The 16,908-nt window shown below is 70.2% G+C and carries 19 protein-coding genes; 12 read left to right on the forward strand and 7 right to left on the reverse strand.

Annotated features, from left to right (window positions below; all coding sequences use genetic code 11):
• Positions 1-109: 109 nt before the first annotated feature.
• The gene (locus ACFVWD_RS36420) at positions 110-985 is read left to right on the forward strand and encodes a DUF4097 domain-containing protein (RefSeq protein ID WP_389602336.1); all 876 of its coding nucleotides are present in this window, start codon (positions 110-112) and stop codon (positions 983-985) included.
• Between the two features lies 1 nt (position 986).
• Positions 987-2,036: a helix-turn-helix transcriptional regulator gene (locus ACFVWD_RS36425; RefSeq protein ID WP_389602337.1), complete on the forward strand. Its 1,050-nt coding sequence runs from the start codon at positions 987-989 to the stop codon at positions 2,034-2,036.
• 92 nt (positions 2,037-2,128) lie between these two features.
• On the opposite strand, the gene ACFVWD_RS36430 is transcribed toward ACFVWD_RS36425, so the two are convergent.
• From ACFVWD_RS36430 to ACFVWD_RS36445, 4 genes are all read right to left on the reverse strand, one after another.
• Positions 2,129-2,695, reverse strand: a complete 567-nt coding sequence (locus tag ACFVWD_RS36430) for a Clp protease N-terminal domain-containing protein (protein ID WP_389602338.1) — start codon at positions 2,693-2,695, stop codon at positions 2,129-2,131.
• On the reverse strand, positions 2,695-2,904 hold the full coding sequence (locus ACFVWD_RS36435) for a helix-turn-helix domain-containing protein (RefSeq protein ID WP_389602339.1): 210 nt from the start codon (positions 2,902-2,904) through the stop codon (positions 2,695-2,697). The genes ACFVWD_RS36430 and ACFVWD_RS36435 overlap by 1 nt, the downstream gene beginning before the upstream one ends.
• 169 nt (positions 2,905-3,073) lie before the next feature.
• Positions 3,074-4,039: a zinc-binding dehydrogenase gene (locus tag ACFVWD_RS36440; protein ID WP_168511106.1), complete on the reverse strand. Its 966-nt coding sequence runs from the start codon at positions 4,037-4,039 to the stop codon at positions 3,074-3,076.
• A gap of 788 nt (positions 4,040-4,827) precedes the next feature.
• Complete coding sequence (locus ACFVWD_RS36445) at positions 4,828-6,102, reverse strand: NADP-dependent malic enzyme (protein ID WP_389602340.1); 1,275 nt, start codon at positions 6,100-6,102, stop codon at positions 4,828-4,830.
• A 540-nt stretch (positions 6,103-6,642) separates the two neighbouring features.
• Between ACFVWD_RS36445 and ACFVWD_RS36450 the strand changes: the two genes are divergently transcribed.
• From ACFVWD_RS36450 to ACFVWD_RS36460, 3 genes are read left to right on the forward strand one after another with little or no spacing between them, the layout of a single operon-like run.
• Complete coding sequence (locus ACFVWD_RS36450) at positions 6,643-7,599, forward strand: ABC transporter substrate-binding protein (RefSeq protein WP_389602341.1); 957 nt, start codon at positions 6,643-6,645, stop codon at positions 7,597-7,599.
• A gap of 38 nt (positions 7,600-7,637) precedes the next feature.
• Positions 7,638-8,576, forward strand: a complete 939-nt coding sequence (locus ACFVWD_RS36455) for an amino acid ABC transporter permease (RefSeq protein ID WP_384911372.1) — start codon at positions 7,638-7,640, stop codon at positions 8,574-8,576.
• On the forward strand, positions 8,573-9,370 hold the full coding sequence (locus ACFVWD_RS36460) for an amino acid ABC transporter ATP-binding protein (RefSeq protein ID WP_389602342.1): 798 nt from the start codon (positions 8,573-8,575) through the stop codon (positions 9,368-9,370). Before ACFVWD_RS36455 ends, ACFVWD_RS36460 begins: the two co-directional genes overlap by 4 nt.
• A gap of 98 nt (positions 9,371-9,468) precedes the next feature.
• Here ACFVWD_RS36460 and ACFVWD_RS36465 read toward each other — a convergent pair whose 3' ends face one another.
• Positions 9,469-10,257, reverse strand: a complete 789-nt coding sequence (locus ACFVWD_RS36465) for a class I SAM-dependent methyltransferase (RefSeq protein ID WP_389602343.1) — start codon at positions 10,255-10,257, stop codon at positions 9,469-9,471.
• 110 nt (positions 10,258-10,367) lie between these two features.
• Between ACFVWD_RS36465 and ACFVWD_RS36470 the strand changes: the two genes are divergently transcribed.
• Entirely contained in the window at positions 10,368-10,997 is a 630-nt protein-coding gene (locus tag ACFVWD_RS36470) for a CGNR zinc finger domain-containing protein (protein WP_389602344.1), read from the forward strand.
• Here the strand turns inward: ACFVWD_RS36470 and sodX are convergent.
• Positions 10,901-11,335 (reverse strand): nickel-type superoxide dismutase maturation protease, encoded by a 435-nt coding sequence (gene sodX / locus ACFVWD_RS36475; RefSeq protein ID WP_389602345.1) that lies wholly within the window; start codon positions 11,333-11,335, stop codon positions 10,901-10,903. The two genes, ACFVWD_RS36470 and sodX, sit on opposite strands and share 97 nt — an antisense overlap.
• Positions 11,336-11,479: 144 nt before the next feature.
• Here sodX and sodN point away from each other — a divergent pair, with 144 nt between their 5' ends.
• Positions 11,480-11,875 carry a superoxide dismutase, Ni gene (sodN, locus tag ACFVWD_RS36480; protein ID WP_020136639.1) on the forward strand — a complete coding sequence of 132 codons (396 nt, stop codon included), beginning with the start codon at positions 11,480-11,482 and terminating at the stop codon, positions 11,873-11,875.
• Positions 11,876-12,133: 258 nt separating this feature from the next.
• On the opposite strand, the gene ACFVWD_RS36485 is transcribed toward sodN, so the two are convergent.
• A complete protein-coding gene (locus tag ACFVWD_RS36485) occupies positions 12,134-13,087 on the reverse strand; it encodes an NAD(P)-dependent alcohol dehydrogenase (RefSeq protein WP_389602346.1) in 954 nt (317 codons plus the stop codon).
• 132 nt (positions 13,088-13,219) lie between these two features.
• Between ACFVWD_RS36485 and ACFVWD_RS36490 the strand changes: the two genes are divergently transcribed.
• The 5 genes from ACFVWD_RS36490 (at position 13,220) to ACFVWD_RS36510 (ending at position 16,800) form a co-directional block, all read left to right on the forward strand.
• Positions 13,220-14,113 carry a helix-turn-helix transcriptional regulator gene (locus tag ACFVWD_RS36490; RefSeq protein ID WP_389602347.1) on the forward strand — a complete coding sequence of 298 codons (894 nt, stop codon included), beginning with the start codon at positions 13,220-13,222 and terminating at the stop codon, positions 14,111-14,113.
• 40 nt (positions 14,114-14,153) lie between these two features.
• A complete protein-coding gene (locus ACFVWD_RS36495) occupies positions 14,154-14,579 on the forward strand; it encodes a helix-turn-helix transcriptional regulator (protein ID WP_389602348.1) in 426 nt (141 codons plus the stop codon).
• A 9-nt stretch (positions 14,580-14,588) separates the two neighbouring features.
• Positions 14,589-15,005 (forward strand): VOC family protein, encoded by a 417-nt coding sequence (locus ACFVWD_RS36500; protein ID WP_389602349.1) that lies wholly within the window; start codon positions 14,589-14,591, stop codon positions 15,003-15,005.
• Positions 15,006-15,166: 161 nt separating this feature from the next.
• Positions 15,167-16,021, forward strand: a complete 855-nt coding sequence (locus ACFVWD_RS36505; RefSeq protein ID WP_389602350.1) for a hypothetical protein — start codon at positions 15,167-15,169, stop codon at positions 16,019-16,021.
• A gap of 20 nt (positions 16,022-16,041) precedes the next feature.
• On the forward strand, positions 16,042-16,800 hold the full coding sequence (locus tag ACFVWD_RS36510) for a VOC family protein (protein WP_389602351.1): 759 nt from the start codon (positions 16,042-16,044) through the stop codon (positions 16,798-16,800).
• The last annotated feature ends 108 nt before the right edge of the window (positions 16,801-16,908 follow it).

The following is a 16,908-nucleotide window of genomic DNA, read 5'->3' on the forward strand; positions in this document are numbered from 1 at the left end:
CATCCGCGATATATCGTGAATAGCGCAAGACGCGATATGGCGCGTCGAGTCCAGATTACGTCGAGTCCAGACGCGTCCGGTCTGGTCGGGTCGTTGGGAGGTCTGCACCATGTCCGAGTGGTCCGTCGCAGAGCCGAGGAAGCTCACCTTCGACGACCCCGTGACGGCACTTCATGTGCGTGTCGTCAACGGAACGGTGAACGTCGTGGGGACCGACGAGGGTTCCGCCCGCCTCGAGGTTTCCGAGCTGGAGGGCCCCCCACTGCTCGTGACGCAGCAGGACGGCACTCTCACCGTGGCGTATGAGGACCTGCCCTGGAAGGGCTTCCTCAAGTGGCTCGACCGCAAGGGCTGGCGCCGCAGCGCCGTCGTCACACTGGCCGTCCCGGCCGACACCCCCGTCGAGGTGGGCGTCGTCGGCGCCGCCGCCGTGGTCTCCGGGATGGAGAGCCGGGTGGAGGTCAAGGGCGTCACGGGCGACACGACTCTCGTACGGATCGCCGGCCCCGTCCGCGTGGACACCGTCTCCGGGAGCCTGGAGGCCCAGGCCGTCGCCGGCGACCTCCGTTTCCACTCCGTCTCCGGCGATCTGACCGTGGTCGAGGCCTCGGGCTGCTCCGTGCGCGCCGAATCGGTGAGCGGCTCGATGATCGTGGATCTCGACCCCACGGGCACCCCCACCGACGTCCAACTGTCGAACGTCTCGGGGGAGATCGCGATCCGCCTCCCGCACCCCGCGGACGCCGAGGTGGAGGCCAACACCGCCAGCGGCACGGTCTCCAGCGCCTTCGAGGACCTCCGGGTCAGCGGCCAGTGGGGTGCCAAGAAGATCACCGGCCGACTGGGCGCGGGCAACGGCAAGTTGAAGGCGGTGACCGTCTCCGGTTCCATCGCCATGCTCCGCAGGCCGACGACGGAGGACGAGCCCCACGAGGACGGGTCGTCCGCCTCCCCGGAGACCCCGACCGACAAGAAGGTGCTCTGACATGCCTCCCGTCTTCGCCCACGGCCGCCTGCGCCTCTACCTGCTGAAGCTGCTGGACGAGGCCCCACGCCACGGGTACGAGGTGATCCGGCTCCTGGAGGAGCGCTTCCAGGGGTTGTACGCACCCTCGGCGGGCACCGTCTACCCCCGGCTGGCGAAGCTGGAGGCGGAAGGGCTGGTCACCCACACGACCGAGGGCGGCCGCAAGGTGTACGCGATCACGGACGCGGGCCGCGCCGAACTGGCCGACCGCAGTGGCGAACTGGCCGACCTGGAGCTGGAGATCCGCGAGTCGGTCGCGGAGCTCGCCGCGGAGATCCGCGCCGATGTGCGGGGCGCGGCGGGCGATCTGCGCCGAGAGATGCGGGCGGCGGCCTCCGAGGCGAGGCGCAGCGGCAAGAGCGGCACCGGCGCCGGAGAGCACGAAGGTCCCGCGGGCGACTTCGGGGACTCCCACGACAAGGAGTCGTGGCGGGTCGCGAAGGAGGAGATGCGGCGGGTCAAGCAGGAGTGGAAGGAACAGAACCGGCGCGCGAAGGACGAGAGCCGCCGGGCCCGCGACGAGGCGCAGCGCGCGCGGCGCCAGGCCAAGGAAGCGCAGGACGAGATGCAGCGCATGGCCAAGCGGGTCCAGGAGCAGGTCCAGGACCGCTTCGCGCGCGGCGACTGGCCGAACGGGGTCCGTGAGGGCCTCAGCGAACTGGCCAAGGAATTCGGCGACTTCGGGAAGACCTTCGGCAAGGACTTCGGTAAGGACTTCGGCTTCGGCCGCGCGGGCGCGGCGGCCACCGGGTCGGCGAAGCCCGAGTACGCCGAGTACACGGACACCCCGGAGGACTTCCCCGCCGACTACGCACCCTCCTGGGCCCACGAGGACTCCACCGGCGACCCCGCCCGTGACCTCGAACGTCTCCTGGACCGCTTCCGCGACGACATCCGCGACGCGGCCCGCGACCACGGGGTGACGGAGGACCAACTCCGTGCGGCCCGCGGTCACTTGTCGACGGCGGCGGCGCACATCGGGGCCGCGTTGCGCACGCCGAGGAGCTGACGCCCAGCGTCGCCCGGGGCTCTTCGAGGTCCGTGGCGGATCCCCTGGGCTTCGGCCGGGGGCTCCCGATAGAAGCCCCCGGCTCCGACCGCTCACCCCGCCTTGGCCTCCCCGCCGCCGTACAGCACGCGCGTGACCGCCTCATAGGTGACCCCGTGGTCGGCCAGCACCTCCGCCGGCACACCGGGCCGAGCGGTCAGGGCCATCAGCAGATGCTCGTCGCCGATGTGCCGGTCATGACGGGCGAGCGCCGCACGAAGGGACCGCGTCAGCACGTCCTTGGCCCCCGGGGCGAACGGCCGACGCCAGGACCGTCGCCCGCCACCACCGCGGTTCCCCGATCCCAGCACCCCGACCCCGTGGGCCTCTTCCACCCGGAAGACGATCTCCGAGAGGTCGATCCCGAGCCCGGAGAGCGCCTCCGTGTCAGCGCGGGAGAGCCCACCCCGCCGGCGCGCCTCGGCAAGCGCCCGTTCCATCGAGTCGCGACGACCGGCCGCACCGAGCGAGGCCAGCGCGAACGAGCCACGGCTGCCCTCCCGGTCGAGGAGGGCGAGAAGCATGTGCTCCTCGTCCACCGCCTCGGCACCCGTGCGTTCGGCGTGTCCGACCGCTCCCTCGACCACGGCCCGGGCGTCCTTCGTGAATCGCTCGAACATCACTGCCTCCCGTACTTCTTGTGCACGGCCTGCCTGCTCACTCCGAGTTCCGCGGCGATCTCCTGCCACGACCAGCCCTGATTGCGCGCGCTGCACACCTGCACCGCTTCCAACTGCTCCAGCAGCCTCCGCAGCGCGGAGACCGCCCGCAGTCCGATCCGCGGATCGCGATCACCCGCACGCTCGGCGAGATCCGTTGCTTCGGTCATGCTGTCAATCTAAGTTGACATCAGGGCGCCTGTCAACCCCAGTTGACATCCGGTACGCGAAACGGCGGGCCCGAAATCTCCCGAGCCCGCCGCGACCGCCCCGCACTGCACCCCGGCCCGAACGGCCGAGGAATCCCTCAATCCCCCACCCTCATACTCACCCTCACGCTCATCCCACCGTGAGAACGATCTTCCCGAACTGATCGCCCGCCGCCAGTCGCTCGAACCCTTCCCGGGCCCGGTCCAGCGGAAGCACCTCGTCGATGACGGGTCGCACACCCGTGGCGGCGCAGAAGGACAGCAGATCCTCCAGCTCGTCCTTGGTGCCCATCGTGGAACCGACGATCTTGAGTTCCAGGAAGAAGACGCGGGTGAGCTCGGCGTGCGAGGGGCGGTCGCCGCTCGTCGCGCCCGAGATGACCAGTGTGCCGCCGGGCCGCAGCGACTTGATGCTGTGCGACCAGGTGGCCGCGCCGACCGTCTCGATGACCGCGTCCACGCGCTGCGGCAGCCGTGCGCCGGACTCCAGGGCCTCCACGGCCCCCAGCTCGACGGCCCGCTTGCGCTTGGCCTCGTCGCGACTGGTGGCGAAGACCCGAAGGCCAGCGGCCTTGCCGAGCACGATCGCGGCGGTCGCCACGCCGCCGCCGGCGCCCTGGACGAGGACGGAGTCGCCGGGCCGTACTCCGGCGTTGGTGAACAGCATGCGGTAGGCCGTCAGCCACGCGGTCGGCAGACAGGCGGCCTCCTCGAAGGAGAGTTCCTTGGGCTTGGGAATGACGTTCCACGTCGGGACGGAGACCTGTTCGGCGAACGTGCCCTGGTAGCGCTCGGTGAGGATGGAACGGGGCTCCTTCGGGCCGACCCCGTGCCCCGTCTGTCCGATGACCGAGTGCAGCACGACTTCGTTGCCGTCCTCGTCGACGCCGGCCGCGTCGCATCCGAGGATCATCGGCAGCTTGTCCTCGGAGAGACCGACGCCGCGCAGGGACCAGAGGTCATGGTGGTTCAGGGACGCGGCCCTGACGTTCACGGTGGTCCAGCCCGGCCTCTGCTCGGGGGCCGGGCGCTCCCCCAACTCCAGGCCGGTGAGCGGCTGGTCACGGTCAATGCGGGCGGCGTAGGCAGCGAACATGACCTTGACGATAGGCTCCGCCCCCGCCCGGCGGAACCACGTCCCCCTGTGACACACGTCCCGCCACCCTCACGCCCCACGTCACACCGACCCCACCCCACCCACCCCCAGAAGCAACCGCCGACTTCCGGACCGGGGCGGAGCCCTGCCGGGGGCCCAGGGCGGAGCCCCGCCAAGGGCGGCGGGAAGCGGAGCCCCGCCGAGGGCCCAGGGGCGGGCCCCTCGGGGGTGATGAGGGCGGAGGCCCTCGGGGGTGATGGGGGGCGGAGGCCCGCGGGGGTGATGGGGGCGAAGGCCCGGGGTGAGCAGGGGCGGAGGCCCGCGGGGTGAGCGGGGGCGCAGCCCCTGGCGCGGCTCGAGGGCGAAGTCCCGCAGAGGCCAAGGGGCGAAGCCTTACCGGAGCGCGGGCGCGGCCCTGCGGAGGTCCGGGGGCGAAGCCCCACCGGAGGACCAGGACGCAGCCCCACAGAGGCCCAGGCGCGCAGCCCCACCGGAGAGATCCGGGCGCGCAGCCCCGCCAGGGTCAGGGGCACAGCCCCGCGGGGGTCCCAGCGGCGCAGCCCCTGGCGGGGGTCCGAGGCGGGGCGCAGCCCCCCTCCCCCCGCAGGCCCCCCCCGCCCGGGGTCCAGGGGCTCTGCCCCTGCGGGGTCGAAGGGGCGGAGCCCCTGGGGATGGGACGGGTAGGGGCGGCGGGGGCGAAGGAAAGGGGACCCGTACGGACCAATCCGGGACAGAAACAGGGCCCCGCCGGGAGCAACCCGGCGAGGCCCTGGAATCACGCGGCCGCGTCAGCGGCGGGCAACACCCTCGGCCCGAGCAGCCGCAGCCACCGCCGCGGTAACCGCAGGAGCCACCCGCTCATCGAACGGCGAAGGAATCACATAATCCGCGGCAAGATCGTCCCCGACGACCGCAGCCAACGCCTCCGCCGCCGCGATCTTCATCCCCTCGGTGATCCGAGACGCCCGCACCTGCAACGCCCCCGCGAAGATCCCGGGAAACGCCAGCACGTTGTTGATCTGGTTCGGGAAGTCCGACCGCCCGGTGGCGACCACGGCCGCGTACTTGTGGGCGATCTCGGGGTGCACCTCGGGATTCGGGTTGGCCATGGCGAAGACGAAGGCCCCCTCGGCCATCGACGCCACCGCCGGCTCCGGCACCGTACCCCCGGACACGCCGATGAAGACGTCCGCACCCGCGAGCGCCGACTCCAGCGACCCCGTGAGCCCCGCCTTGTTGGTGATCCCGGCGAGCTCCCGCTTGACGTCGGTCAGGTCCTCCCGGTCCGCGGAGACGATGCCCTTGCGGTCCGCGACCGCGACGTCACCGATCCCCGCCTCCAGCAGGAACTTGGCGATGGCGACCCCGGCCGCCCCCGCCCCCGAGATCACCGCACGCAGATCACCCAGCGTCCGCCCGGTCAGCTTCGCGGCATTCCGCAGCGCGGCCAGCGTCACGATCGCGGTCCCGTGCTGGTCGTCGTGGAAGACGGGAATGTCCAGCCGCTCCTGGAGCTTGCGCTCGATCTCGAAGCACCGCGGTGCCGAGATGTCCTCCAGGTTGACGCCCCCGAACGAGGGAGCGAGCCGGACCACGGTCTCCACGATCTCGTCGACGCCCGTGCAGTCCAGCGCGATCGGCACGGCATCCACCCCGCCGAACTGCTTGAACAGAATGGCCTTGCCCTCCATCACGGGAAGGGAGGCCTCCGGGCCGATGTCACCGAGTCCCAGCACCGCCGTGCCGTCCGTCACCACAGCGACGACGGACGACTTCCACGTGTAGTCGTGGACGAGCTCGGGCTGCTCGGCGATGGCGCTGCACACCTTCGCCACGCCGGGCGTGTACGCCAGGGACAGGTCGTCCTTGTCACGGACGGGCACGGTGGCCTGCACGGCCATCTTGCCGCCACGGTGCAGCGCAAAGGCAGGGTCGAAGTCGAGGGAGTCGACGGAGCCGGCGGAACCGACGGTGTCGACGGAGCCGGCGGAATTGACCGGCTCCACGTCGCCTTCAAGACCAGTACTGCTGTCGCTGCGAGGATTGACGATCTCCGCTGCCACTTTGTTTTACCCCTTAAGTCTTCATTGTTTGAGGGTGACCACTCCTGGTTGAGGGGTGGGCGGGCACCGCGTAATCCTGCCGCCGTGGTTGCGTACGGGCGGATACGCGACGGGCGCGCCGCACACGCGCCCTGAGCCCCGGATGAGGGGTGTAAAGAACCTTCTTACCGGACGGACCAGGTCGGCGACGAGTCCATACCGCGAAGCTCACACGCCGGTGACATGACTCATACCTGGATATGTGGACAAGTCCGAGACATGACCTCAGGACACCACAAGTGCGGCGTAGTGCCGGCCCGCATCGTGAGATGCGCCGAAGATCTTCCGGCCGGAAGGAGGGATTCCCGCACAAGGTCCGGCCCTGATGGAGCCGTCCGTGGCGGTTCGGGGGTCACCCGTTATCCGATTTTGACATAGCGAGTCCCCTGAAGCGCGCAGTCCGAATGGCAAGATGCCGTCATCACACGAGGTCGCGACACCCAAAGGTGTGTGTTCTCGTCGACCCATCGGCAACTCCCTCATCCGCCGGAGGCACCCACCATGACCGCAAGCACCACCCGTCGTACGACCGCCGCGCAGTCCCGGATAGCAGCGGTCGGCGCGATCGCGGTCGCCGGGGCCCTGGTCCTCACCGGCTGCGGCGACCAGACCAAGAAGGACTCCAACAGCTCTTCCTCGAGCGCCGCCTCAGCTCCGCTGGCCTCCAAGCTGCCCGCGTCGATCCGTGACGCGGGTGTCATCAAGGTCGGCTCGGACATCGCGTACGCGCCGGTCGAGTTCAAGGACAGCTCCGGCAACACCGTGGGTATCGACCCCGACCTGGCGGACGCGATGGGCAAGCAGCTCGGCGTGAAGTTCGAGTTCCAGAACGGCACCTTCGACACCCTGATCACGGGTCTGCGCTCCAAGCGGTACGACATGGCGATGTCCGCGATGACGGACACCGCGGACCGCCAGAACGGTGTCGACGCCGACACCGGCAAGAAGGTCGGCGAGGGCGTCGACTTCGTCGACTACTTCACCGCGGGTGTCTCGATCTACACCCCCAAGGGCAAGACCCAGAACATCAAGACCTGGGCCGACCTCTGTGGCAAGAAGATCGCGGTGCAGCGCGGCACGGTCTCGGAGGACCTCGCCAAGTCCGAGTCGAAGAAGTGCACGGGCGGCAAGAAGATCGCCATCGAGTCGTACGACAACGACCAGCAGGCCCAGACCCGGGTGCGCGCCGGTGGCGCCGACGCCGGTTCCTCGGACTTCCCGGTCGCCGCGTACGCGGTGAAGACCTCGGGCGGCGGCAAGGACTTCGAGCTCGTCGGCGAGCAGGTCGAGGCGGCGCCGTACGGCATCGCGGTCGCCAAGTCCAACACGCAGCTCCGCGACGCACTGCAGGCCGCGCTCGACGCGATCATCAAGAACGGCGAGTACGACAAGGTGATAGCGAAGTGGGGCGTCGAGGCCGGCGCCGTCAAGACGGCCGCGGTCAACGGAGGAAAGTGACCGCGGGCGCGAGCGGGCACTGAAAGGCAACAACACCCGTGACTGTTGACATCGACAAGACGGCAGGGCCGGAGGACACTCCTCCGGCCGGGCCGGAGGCCATCAAGGCCATCCCCGTCCGGCACTACGGACGGTATCTCTCGGCCGTCATCGCGATCGCCGTGCTCGTCGCGATCATCTACGCGTTCGGCCAGGGCAAGATCAACTGGCATGCCGTACCGGACTACTTCTTCGACCACCGCATCATCAAGGGCGTCGGCCAGACGCTGCTGCTGACGGTGCTCTCGATGGCGATCGGCATCCTCGGCGGCATCCTGCTCGCGGTGATGCGCCTGTCGAAGAACCCCGTGACCTCGTCCATCGCGTGGTTCTACATCTGGTTCTTCCGCGGCACCCCGGTCCTCGTCCAGCTGTTCGTCTGGTTCAACCTGGGTCTGGTCTTCGAGTACATCAACCTCGGGCCGATCTACAAGGACTACTGGTCCAGCTTCATGACGCCGTTCCTGACGGCGCTGCTGGGCCTGGGCCTGAACGAGGCCGCGTACATGGCCGAGATCTGCCGTGCCGGTCTGCTCTCGGTCGACGAGGGCCAGACCGAGGCCTCGCACGCGCTGGGCATGAGCCACGGCAAGACGCTGCGGCGGATCATCATCCCGCAGGCGATGCGCGTGATCGTGCCGCCCACGGGCAACGAGGTCATCAACATGCTCAAGACGACCTCCCTCGTGTCGGCGGTGCAGTACTACGAACTCCTGCGGTACGCCCAGGACATCGGACAGACCTCCGGCGCCCCGGTGGAGATGCTCTTCCTGGCCGCCGCCTGGTACCTGATCATGACCTCGGTCCTGAGCGTGGGCCAGTACTACGTCGAGCGGTACTACGCCCGCGGTTCGAGCCGTCAGCTGCCGCCCACCCCGTGGCAGAAGATCAAGGCCAATCTGACGTCCCTGTCGAACCGTCAGGGAGCGGCGGCATGACCGAGAACGAAACCACCAAAGACATCTCCTCCGGTACGCCGATGGTGAAGTCCGAAGGCGTCCACAAGTCCTTCGGCGCGGTCGAGGTCCTCAAGGGCATCGACCTGGAGGTCAGGCCCGGCGAGGTCTTCTGCCTCATCGGCCCCTCCGGCTCCGGCAAGTCGACCTTCCTGAGGTGCATCAACCACCTGGAGAAGATCAACGCCGGCCGGCTGTCCGTCGACGGGGAGCTGGTCGGCTACCGCCAGAAGGGCGACAAGCTGTACGAGCTCAAGGACAGCGAGGTCGCGCTGAAGCGCCGGGACATCGGCATGGTCTTCCAGCGCTTCAACCTGTTCCCGCACATGACGGCGCTCGAGAACGTCATGGAGGCCCCGGTCCAGGTCAAGGGGATCAGCAGGACCCAGGCCCGGGCGCGTGCGGAGCAGCTCCTGGAGCGCGTCGGCCTGGCCGACAAGGCGGCCAACTACCCCTCGCAGCTCTCCGGCGGTCAGCAGCAGCGTGTCGCCATCGCCCGCGCGCTGGCGATGGACCCGAAGCTGATGCTCTTCGACGAGCCGACCTCGGCGCTCGACCCGGAGCTGGTCGGTGACGTCCTCGACGTCATGCGCGACCTCGCCGAGTCCGGCATGACGATGATCGTCGTCACCCATGAGATGGGCTTCGCCCGCGAGGTGGGCGACTCGCTGGTCTTCATGGACGGCGGTGTGGTGGTCGAGTCCGGCCACCCGCGTGACGTACTGACGAACCCGCAGCACGAGCGGACGCAGTCGTTCCTGTCCAAGGTGCTCTGAGCCACGGACAAGAGGAAAGGGGCGGTACGGGATTCCCGTACCGCCCCTTCTTCGTGCGGTTCGCGCCCGGATTCTTCGTCCGGACCCCCGCGGCCTGTCTACTTCACCGCCAGCACCAGCGCGTCGGACGGCGACCGCCACACCGCCCGCGCCTCCCCGAAGCCCTTTTCGCGCAGCACGCGCGTGTGCCAGTCGACGGACGGCATGTCGCCGTCGGCGTGCTCCCCGTAGATCTCGAATCGGCGGGCGGTCGGCGCGGCGAGGGCGGGGTCCTGGGCCGCCAGCTCCCACCATGCGGCCCAGTCGAGCACCCCGCGCGCCTTGGCCTGGTCCATCCGGGCGTGTCGCTGAGCGCGCTCGGCCGCGTTGATCCGGGGCGTGGACTCGTCGATCATGTGGTCGGCGTTCATGAAGACGCCGCCGTCGCGGACGAGCTGCGCGACCTGACCGTAGAGGACCGCGAGGGGTTCGCTGTGCAGCCAGTGGAGGGCGGTGGCGGTCAGGACGGCGTCGTACGAGTCGTACGGCAGCCGGGTCGCCCAGTGCGGGTCCTTGAGGTCGGCCGTGACGAAGGAGACTCTCTCGTCGCCCGCGAAGGTTCCCTCGGCGATGGTGAGCAGCGCCGGGTCGAGGTCAACGCCGGTGCTGGTGGCCTTCGGGAAGCGGTCGAGGAGCCGCGCCGTGATGGTGCCGGTGCCGCAGGCCAGGTCGAGGACGCGCGGCTCCGGGCCGACCAGGGCCTCGACCATGTCGAGCATCACCCGGAAGCGCTCCTCGCGGTCCGGCATGTACCACTCCTGTTGCCGGTCCCAGCTCTCCTGCCAGGCGTGCCAGTCGGTTCCGTTGCCGTGGATCTCGTCGCTGTCGATTCCGGTGCCGACGGTCATGGAAGTCCCTTCTCCGTTCGCCTTCACTCGCCCGCGTAATACCCTGGAAGCGCAATCAGCCGTTACCTGACCGCACGCACGACGATAGAGCGCCTCCGTAAGGACTACAAGTGGAACTGGCCTATTACTCGGATTACGCGGTACGCCTCGTCAACACCGAGGAGCCGACCCGGGGCAAGGACTCGCTCACCTCGGTCGAGGCGGTCCGGGACCTCTTCGGAGGGAACTCCTCCGCGGCCCGCCGCGCCACGGACGCGGACGTCACCCGCTTCCGGTCGGTCCGCGCCCGGCTGCGCGCCGTCTTCGAGGCGGCCGACGGCGGCGACGAGACCCTGTCCGTGGACCTGCTGAACTCACTCCTCCTGGAGTTCCCCGTCAGCCCGCAGATCTCCGGGCACGACCACCGGGACGACGACGGGCGCCCGCTGTGGCACATGCACCTGGCGGACCACCCGTCGAACGCCACCGCGGGCTACGCGGCGATCGCCGCCATGGGACTCGCCTTCCACCTCACCGCGTACGGCGTGGACCGCCTCGGCCTCTGCGAGGCGGCCCCCTGCCGCAACGCGTACCTGGACACGTCGACGAACCGCTCCCGGCGCTACTGCTCGGACCGCTGCGCGACCCGCGCCAACGTGGCCGCCTACCGGGCCCGCAAACGCCTGGAGGCCGACCGGTCGGAGAGCACGGGCCTGGCGGCGCCGAGCGCCCAGCGGACGAGTGCGAACGGCGAGCGCTGACCCGTCAGATGGGGCCGGTAGCGGAATCGCACCTTTCCCAGGACGAGGTCCTCGGGCACGGTCCCGTAGTCGGTGCTGTCCCCACCCGCGTAGGCGTTGTCCCCGAGCACCCACCAACCCCCCTCGCGCCGCTCCGCGATCCGCTTCACGACCAGCAGGTCCTGCTGGAACGGATGGCGCAGAACGACCACGTCACCGGCCCTGACCCGAGCCCCGTACTGCACGACGAGCCGATCTCCGTGCTGGAGCGTGGGCACCATGGAGGGCCCCGTCACCTCGGCCGCCCCGAACGGCAGCACGGCCCTCCCACGCTCGGTCTCCTGCGACAGCTCCGGCATCACCGGCACCTCCCCGGTCCATCCTCCACCAGTCCCAGTCTCACCCTGGACTTTTGTCCTAAGCCCATGGGGGCACTCGAGAAAAGACGTCTCCTACGGAGTAATGTCCCACCTGAGAAGACGATCACGAGGAAGGACAGCTCAATGCTCTCCCGCCTGTTTGCCCCCAAGGTCAAGGTCAGCGCGCACTGCGACCTGCCCTGCGGTGTGTACGACCCGGCCCAGGCCCGCATCGAGGCGGAGTCGGTGAAGGCCGTCCAGGAAAAGATGGCCGCCAACGACGACCCGCACTTCCAGGCTCGCGCCACCGTCATCAAGGAGCAGCGCGCCGAGCTCGCGAAGCACCACGTGTCGGTGCTCTGGAGCGACTACTTCAAGCCCCCGCACTTCGAGAAGTACCCGGAGCTGCACCAGCTGGTCAACGACACCCTGAAGGCCCTCTCGGCCGCCAAGGCGTCCACGGACCCGGCCACGGGCCAGAAGGCGCTGGACTACATCGCCCAGATCGACAAGATCTTCTGGGAGACCAAGAAGGCCTGACCTTTGGTCATACGGCTCGGCCCGCGACCTGTTCGGATTCTCCGGCCAGGCGGTCCCGCTGCCCGCACCCGGCCCGCGGGACGCCGAACACGGCGTCCATGACGGTCCGGGTGCGGTCTTCTTTCGCCGGTCTTCTTTCGCCGGACTTTTTTCGTCGGGGCTTCGTTCGTCGTGGCTTCGTTCGTCGTGGCTTCGTTCGTCGTGGCTTCGTTCGTCGTGGCTTCGTTCGCCCTTCGTCAGGGCTTCGTTCGTCCGACTTCATCCGGATACGGCGACCACGTGCTTGCCGACGACGCCGCCGCGTTCGAAGGCCTGATGCGCCGCGGTGATGTCCGCGAATGGGTACACGCTGTCCACCACCGGGCGCAGCGCTCCCGAGGTGACGTGGTCGGCCAGGGCGCGCAGCACGGTGGCGTCGGGGTTGGCGCTGAAGGTGCGGATGCGGCGGGCACCGTACACGCTGGATGCCGCGATCGCGGCCAGGGCGGGGGCCGACAGTCCGACGGTGACCATCCGGCCCCCCTTGGCCAACCGGCTCCGGTAGCAGTTCAGTTCCGTGCCGACCGTGTCGACGATCACGTCGAAGGGGCCGATCAGGTCCGAGGTGGTGGAACCGTGGTCGAGGACCTCGTCGGCGCCGAGGTCGGCGAGGGCCGGGGTGTGACGGGCGCGGGCCAGTGCGGTCACGTGGCAGCCCAGGGCGTGCGCGAGTTGGACGGCGGCCGTGCCGACGCCGCCTGCCGCACCGCGGACCAGGACCTTCTCTCCGGGCGCGAGGCGCACGGTGTCCCGCACCGCGATCAGCGCCGTCGCACCGGCGACGACCAGGGAGGCCGCGCCCGCCGCGGAGAGCGTCGCAGGGGCGGACGCGAGCCGGTCCGCGGGGACGACGACGTACTCGGCCGCCCCGCCGACGGTGTGCCGCTGCCGAGGGTGAACCATGCCCCACACCCGGTCCCCGACCCGATGGCCCGCCACGCCGACGCCGGTCGCGGCGACGGTCCCCGCGAAGTCCAGGCCCACCCCGAGCGGGAACCTGCGGCCCGACACGATCTTCAACTCCCCGGCGCGCAGCATCACATCGTGGCCGTTCACGCTGGACGCCTCGACACGGACCTGCACTTCACCCGCGCCCGGGGCGGGTCGGTCGACGTCGTTGACGCGCAGCACGTCCGCCGCGTCGCCGTAACTCATGATCTGAGCGGCCTTCATGGCGCTGTTCCCTTCCGCGGTCGGCTGTTGCGGTTCCGATCCTGGTACCGGGCAGCGGCATCACGGTCGTTCGCCTTTTCCTGGGTCCGGCGGACCCACCCTCGCGGGCCGCGCCGCGGGCATACTGGCGCCGTGACTGACCCGCCCGTCGCGGTGAGCGACGACCCCCGGCACGAACTCGGCGAGTTCCTCCGGACTCGGCGCACCCGGCTGCGACCGCAGGACGTCGGTCTGGAACCCGGCCCGCGGCGGCGCGTCGCCGGGCTGCGGCGCGAAGAACTGGCTCTGCTGGCCGGGGTCAGCTCGGACTACTACCAGCGCATGGAGCAGGGCCGCGACGTACGCCCGTCCGAGCAGGTCCTCGACGCCCTCGCACGCGCCCTCGGCTTCTCCGCCGAGGAGACCCGGCATCTGCACAGCCTCGCCGCCGCCGCGCGCACGCCCAGCAGGCGCCCGCGCCACCACGCGCCCGAGGAGGTGCCGCCCACCACCCTGCGGCTGCTGCGCACGATGACCTCGCCCTCCGTGGTCGTCGGCCGCTTCCTGGACGTACTGGCGTGGAACCCGCTCGCCGGTGCCCTGCTCGGCGAGTTCACCCAGCGCCCGCGGAGCGAACGCAATCTGCTGTCGCTGCTGCTGCACCCGGAGGCCGACCGGACGTGCCCGGAGCGGGCCGCCACCGTCGCCGAGCTGGTCGCGATGCTGCGGACGCAGGTCGCGGCCGAGCCGGGGCATCCGCGCGCCGTCGAGCTGGTCGGTGAACTCGCCGTCCGCAGCGACGAGTTCGCGGGCCTGTGGGCGCGTCACGACGTGGCGGAGACCACCCGCGGCCGGATGCGCGTCCATCACCCGCTGGTCGGGGAGCTGAACCTGGACTGGGACGCGTACCCGATGCCGGGCGCCACCGGCCCCGTGCTCATCGCCTTCACCGCCGAGGAGGGCGGGCCCGACGCCGAGCGCCTCCAACTGCTCGCCGGCCTGCTCGTCGCCCCCGGTCGGGCGGCTGCGCCCCGCCCGCGGCCTTGACCCACCGGCCCCTGTCAGTGGGCCGTGCCATCCTGAAGAAATGACTCTGGAGGATCTGGTCCGGCTGCGCCGGGCACGCGACCGGATGGACCGCGAGTACGCGGAGCCGCTGGACGTCGCCGCGCTCGCGCGCACGGCGCTGATGTCACCCGGGCACTTCCAGCGGAGCTTCCGGGCGGCGTACGGGCAGACGCCGTACAGCTATCTGATGACCCGCCGAATAGAACGGGCCAAGGCCCTGCTGCGGAGGGGCGACCTGACGGTCACGGAGGTCTGCCTCGCCGTGGGCTGTACGTCGCTCGGTTCGTTCAGCTCCCGCTTCACGGAGCTGGTCGGCGAGACCCCGAGCGCGTACCGGGCCCGGCCGCATGATCACGGCGCCCCGATCCCGCCGTGCGTGGCCCAGCGCCTGACCCGCCCGACCCGCCACCGAAACCCGGAAGCGGAACCGGGTACGCGCCTCTAGCGTGGGGCCATGGACCTGAAACTCTCACAGTGCTTCATCGCCGTGGACGACCATGACAAAGCGCTCGCGTTCTACCGTGACGTCCTCGGCCTGGAGGTCCGGGGTGACGTCGCCTTCGAGGGGATGCGCTGGGTGACGGTCGGCTCCCCGCTCCAGCCGGACGTCCAGATCGTCCTGGAGCCCCCCGCCGCGAGCCCGGACATCTCCCCCGCCGACAAACAGGCCATGGCCGAGCTCCTCGCCAAGGGCATCCTGCGCGGTGTCATCTTCTCCACCGCCGACTGCGACGCCCTCTACGAACGCGTCCGCGCCTCCGGCGCCGACGTCCTCCAGGAGCCGATGGACCAGGCGTACGGCGTCCGCGACTGCGCCTTCCGCGACCCGGCAGGCAACCTCCTCCGCTTCACCGAACGCCCCGCCGTCTGACCCCGGCCACCCCCGCATCGGCCGACGGGAGGGAGACTACGTCCGTGCCTTCCGTGGGAGCGGGTCGCCCGTGGAATGGAACGTCTGAAGTCACGCAGCCCAGAAGTCCAGCAATCCCGTAGCCCCGTAGCCCTGTAGCCCTGTAGTTCGAGGAGTCATCGATGCCGTCCGCGCGCCCCCGCGTCCTCTACGTCAGTGACCTGGCCTACCCGGCCAAGGGGCGGCGGTACTGCGACGAGGACATCTTCCTCACCTCCAGGCTGCGCGAGGAGTTCGACCTCGCCGTGTGCCACCCCCTGGACGCGGCCGCGCTGATGACCGGCTTCGACGCCGTGGTCGTGCGGAACAGCGGGCCCGTGCTGCACTACCAGGCGGAGTACGACGCGCTCCGGAAGCAGGCGGTCACGGAAGGTGTCCGCGTGTACAACCAGCTGTCCGGCAAGGGGGACATGGCGGGGAAGGGGTACCTGCTGGACCTCACCGCGGCGGGGTTCCCGGTCATCCCGACCATCGACCGCGCGGACGACCTCGACCGGCTTCCGGACGTCGACACCTACGTCGTGAAGCCCAGGATGGGCGCGGACTCCATCGGCCTGGAGTTCGTACCTCGCGACCGGCTGCCCGAACTGTCGTACGACAACATCCTTGTCCAGCCACGCATCGACTTCCGCTACGAGGTGTCCTTCTACTTCGTCGACCACACCTTCCAGTACGCCCTGTACGCCCCCCGCCCGGACGAGCGCTGGTCCCTGGAACCGTACGAGCCGACCGAGCGGGACCGGGAGTTCGCGCAGCGGTTCGTCGACTGGAACGACATCGCGTACGGCATCCAGCGCGTCGACGCCTGCCGGGCCCCCGACGGCGAGCTGCTCCTCGTGGAGCTGGAGGACCTGAACCCGTATCTGTCCCTGGACGCCCTCTCCCCCGACGCACGGGAGGCCTTCGTCTCACGGGTGAAAACATCGTTGCGCGGGCTGATCGGGCAGGAGACGGTACGAGCCGCACACGACGTCTGAGAGGGAGCGGGCAACGACCCATGGCCGACCCCATTCGATGGACCTATGCCTTCGTCGACCGGCCGATGAACGACTTCGATCGCGCCTGCGGCTTCTGGACCGCGGTCACGGCGACAAAGCTGTCCGAACCGCGCGGCGAGCAGGGCGAGTTCGTGACCCTGCTGCCCGACGGCACCGACGCTTGCGTCAAGGCACAGGGCATCGACGCGGGCGACGGCGGCGCCCATCTCGACCTCGCCGTCGAGGACGTACGGGCACTGGCGGAGTCGGCCCGGCAGCTCGGCGCCGAGATCGTCACCACCGAAGAGGACCTGGTCGTCCTGCGCTCCCCCGGCGGCCAGCCGTTCTGCGCGGTCCGTTGGCACGGCGAGTCGGCGCGGCCTCCGGTCGTCCCCGGGCCCACCGGCGCGACCAGCCGCCTCGACCAGGTGTGCCTCGACGTGGCGCCCACCCGCTTCGAGGCCGAAGTCGCCTTCTGGAGCGCCCTGACCGGGTGGGAGTCGCACCCCGGCGCGCTCCCGGAGTTCCACCTGCTCAGGCCACCCACCGGGCTCCCCTTCCGCATCCTCCTGCAACGCCTGGACACCGCCCGCCCCGCCTCCGCCCACCTCGACATCGCCTGCTCGGACATCGAGGCGGTACGCGCCGACCACGAGCAGCTCGGTGCCGTGCTCGTCGGCCACGGTGCCCGCTGGGCCGTCATGCGGGACCCGGTCGGCGGCACGTACTGCCTGACCGGCCGGGACCCGGCGACGGGCAGCCTCCCGGCCCCGGCCTGATCCGAAGGACGGCGCTAGGTCCTGTCGTCACATTCCCGTCGTCCGCCCGGAGGGCGGGCCCTGCGGCGTCATGGGGGTCCCCCCTGCTCGAGCGGAGTCGAGAGCTTG

Origin of the sequence: Streptomyces sp. NPDC058086 (assembly GCF_042885015.1) — a bacterium.
Taxonomy (GTDB): domain Bacteria; phylum Actinomycetota; class Actinomycetes; order Streptomycetales; family Streptomycetaceae; genus Streptomyces.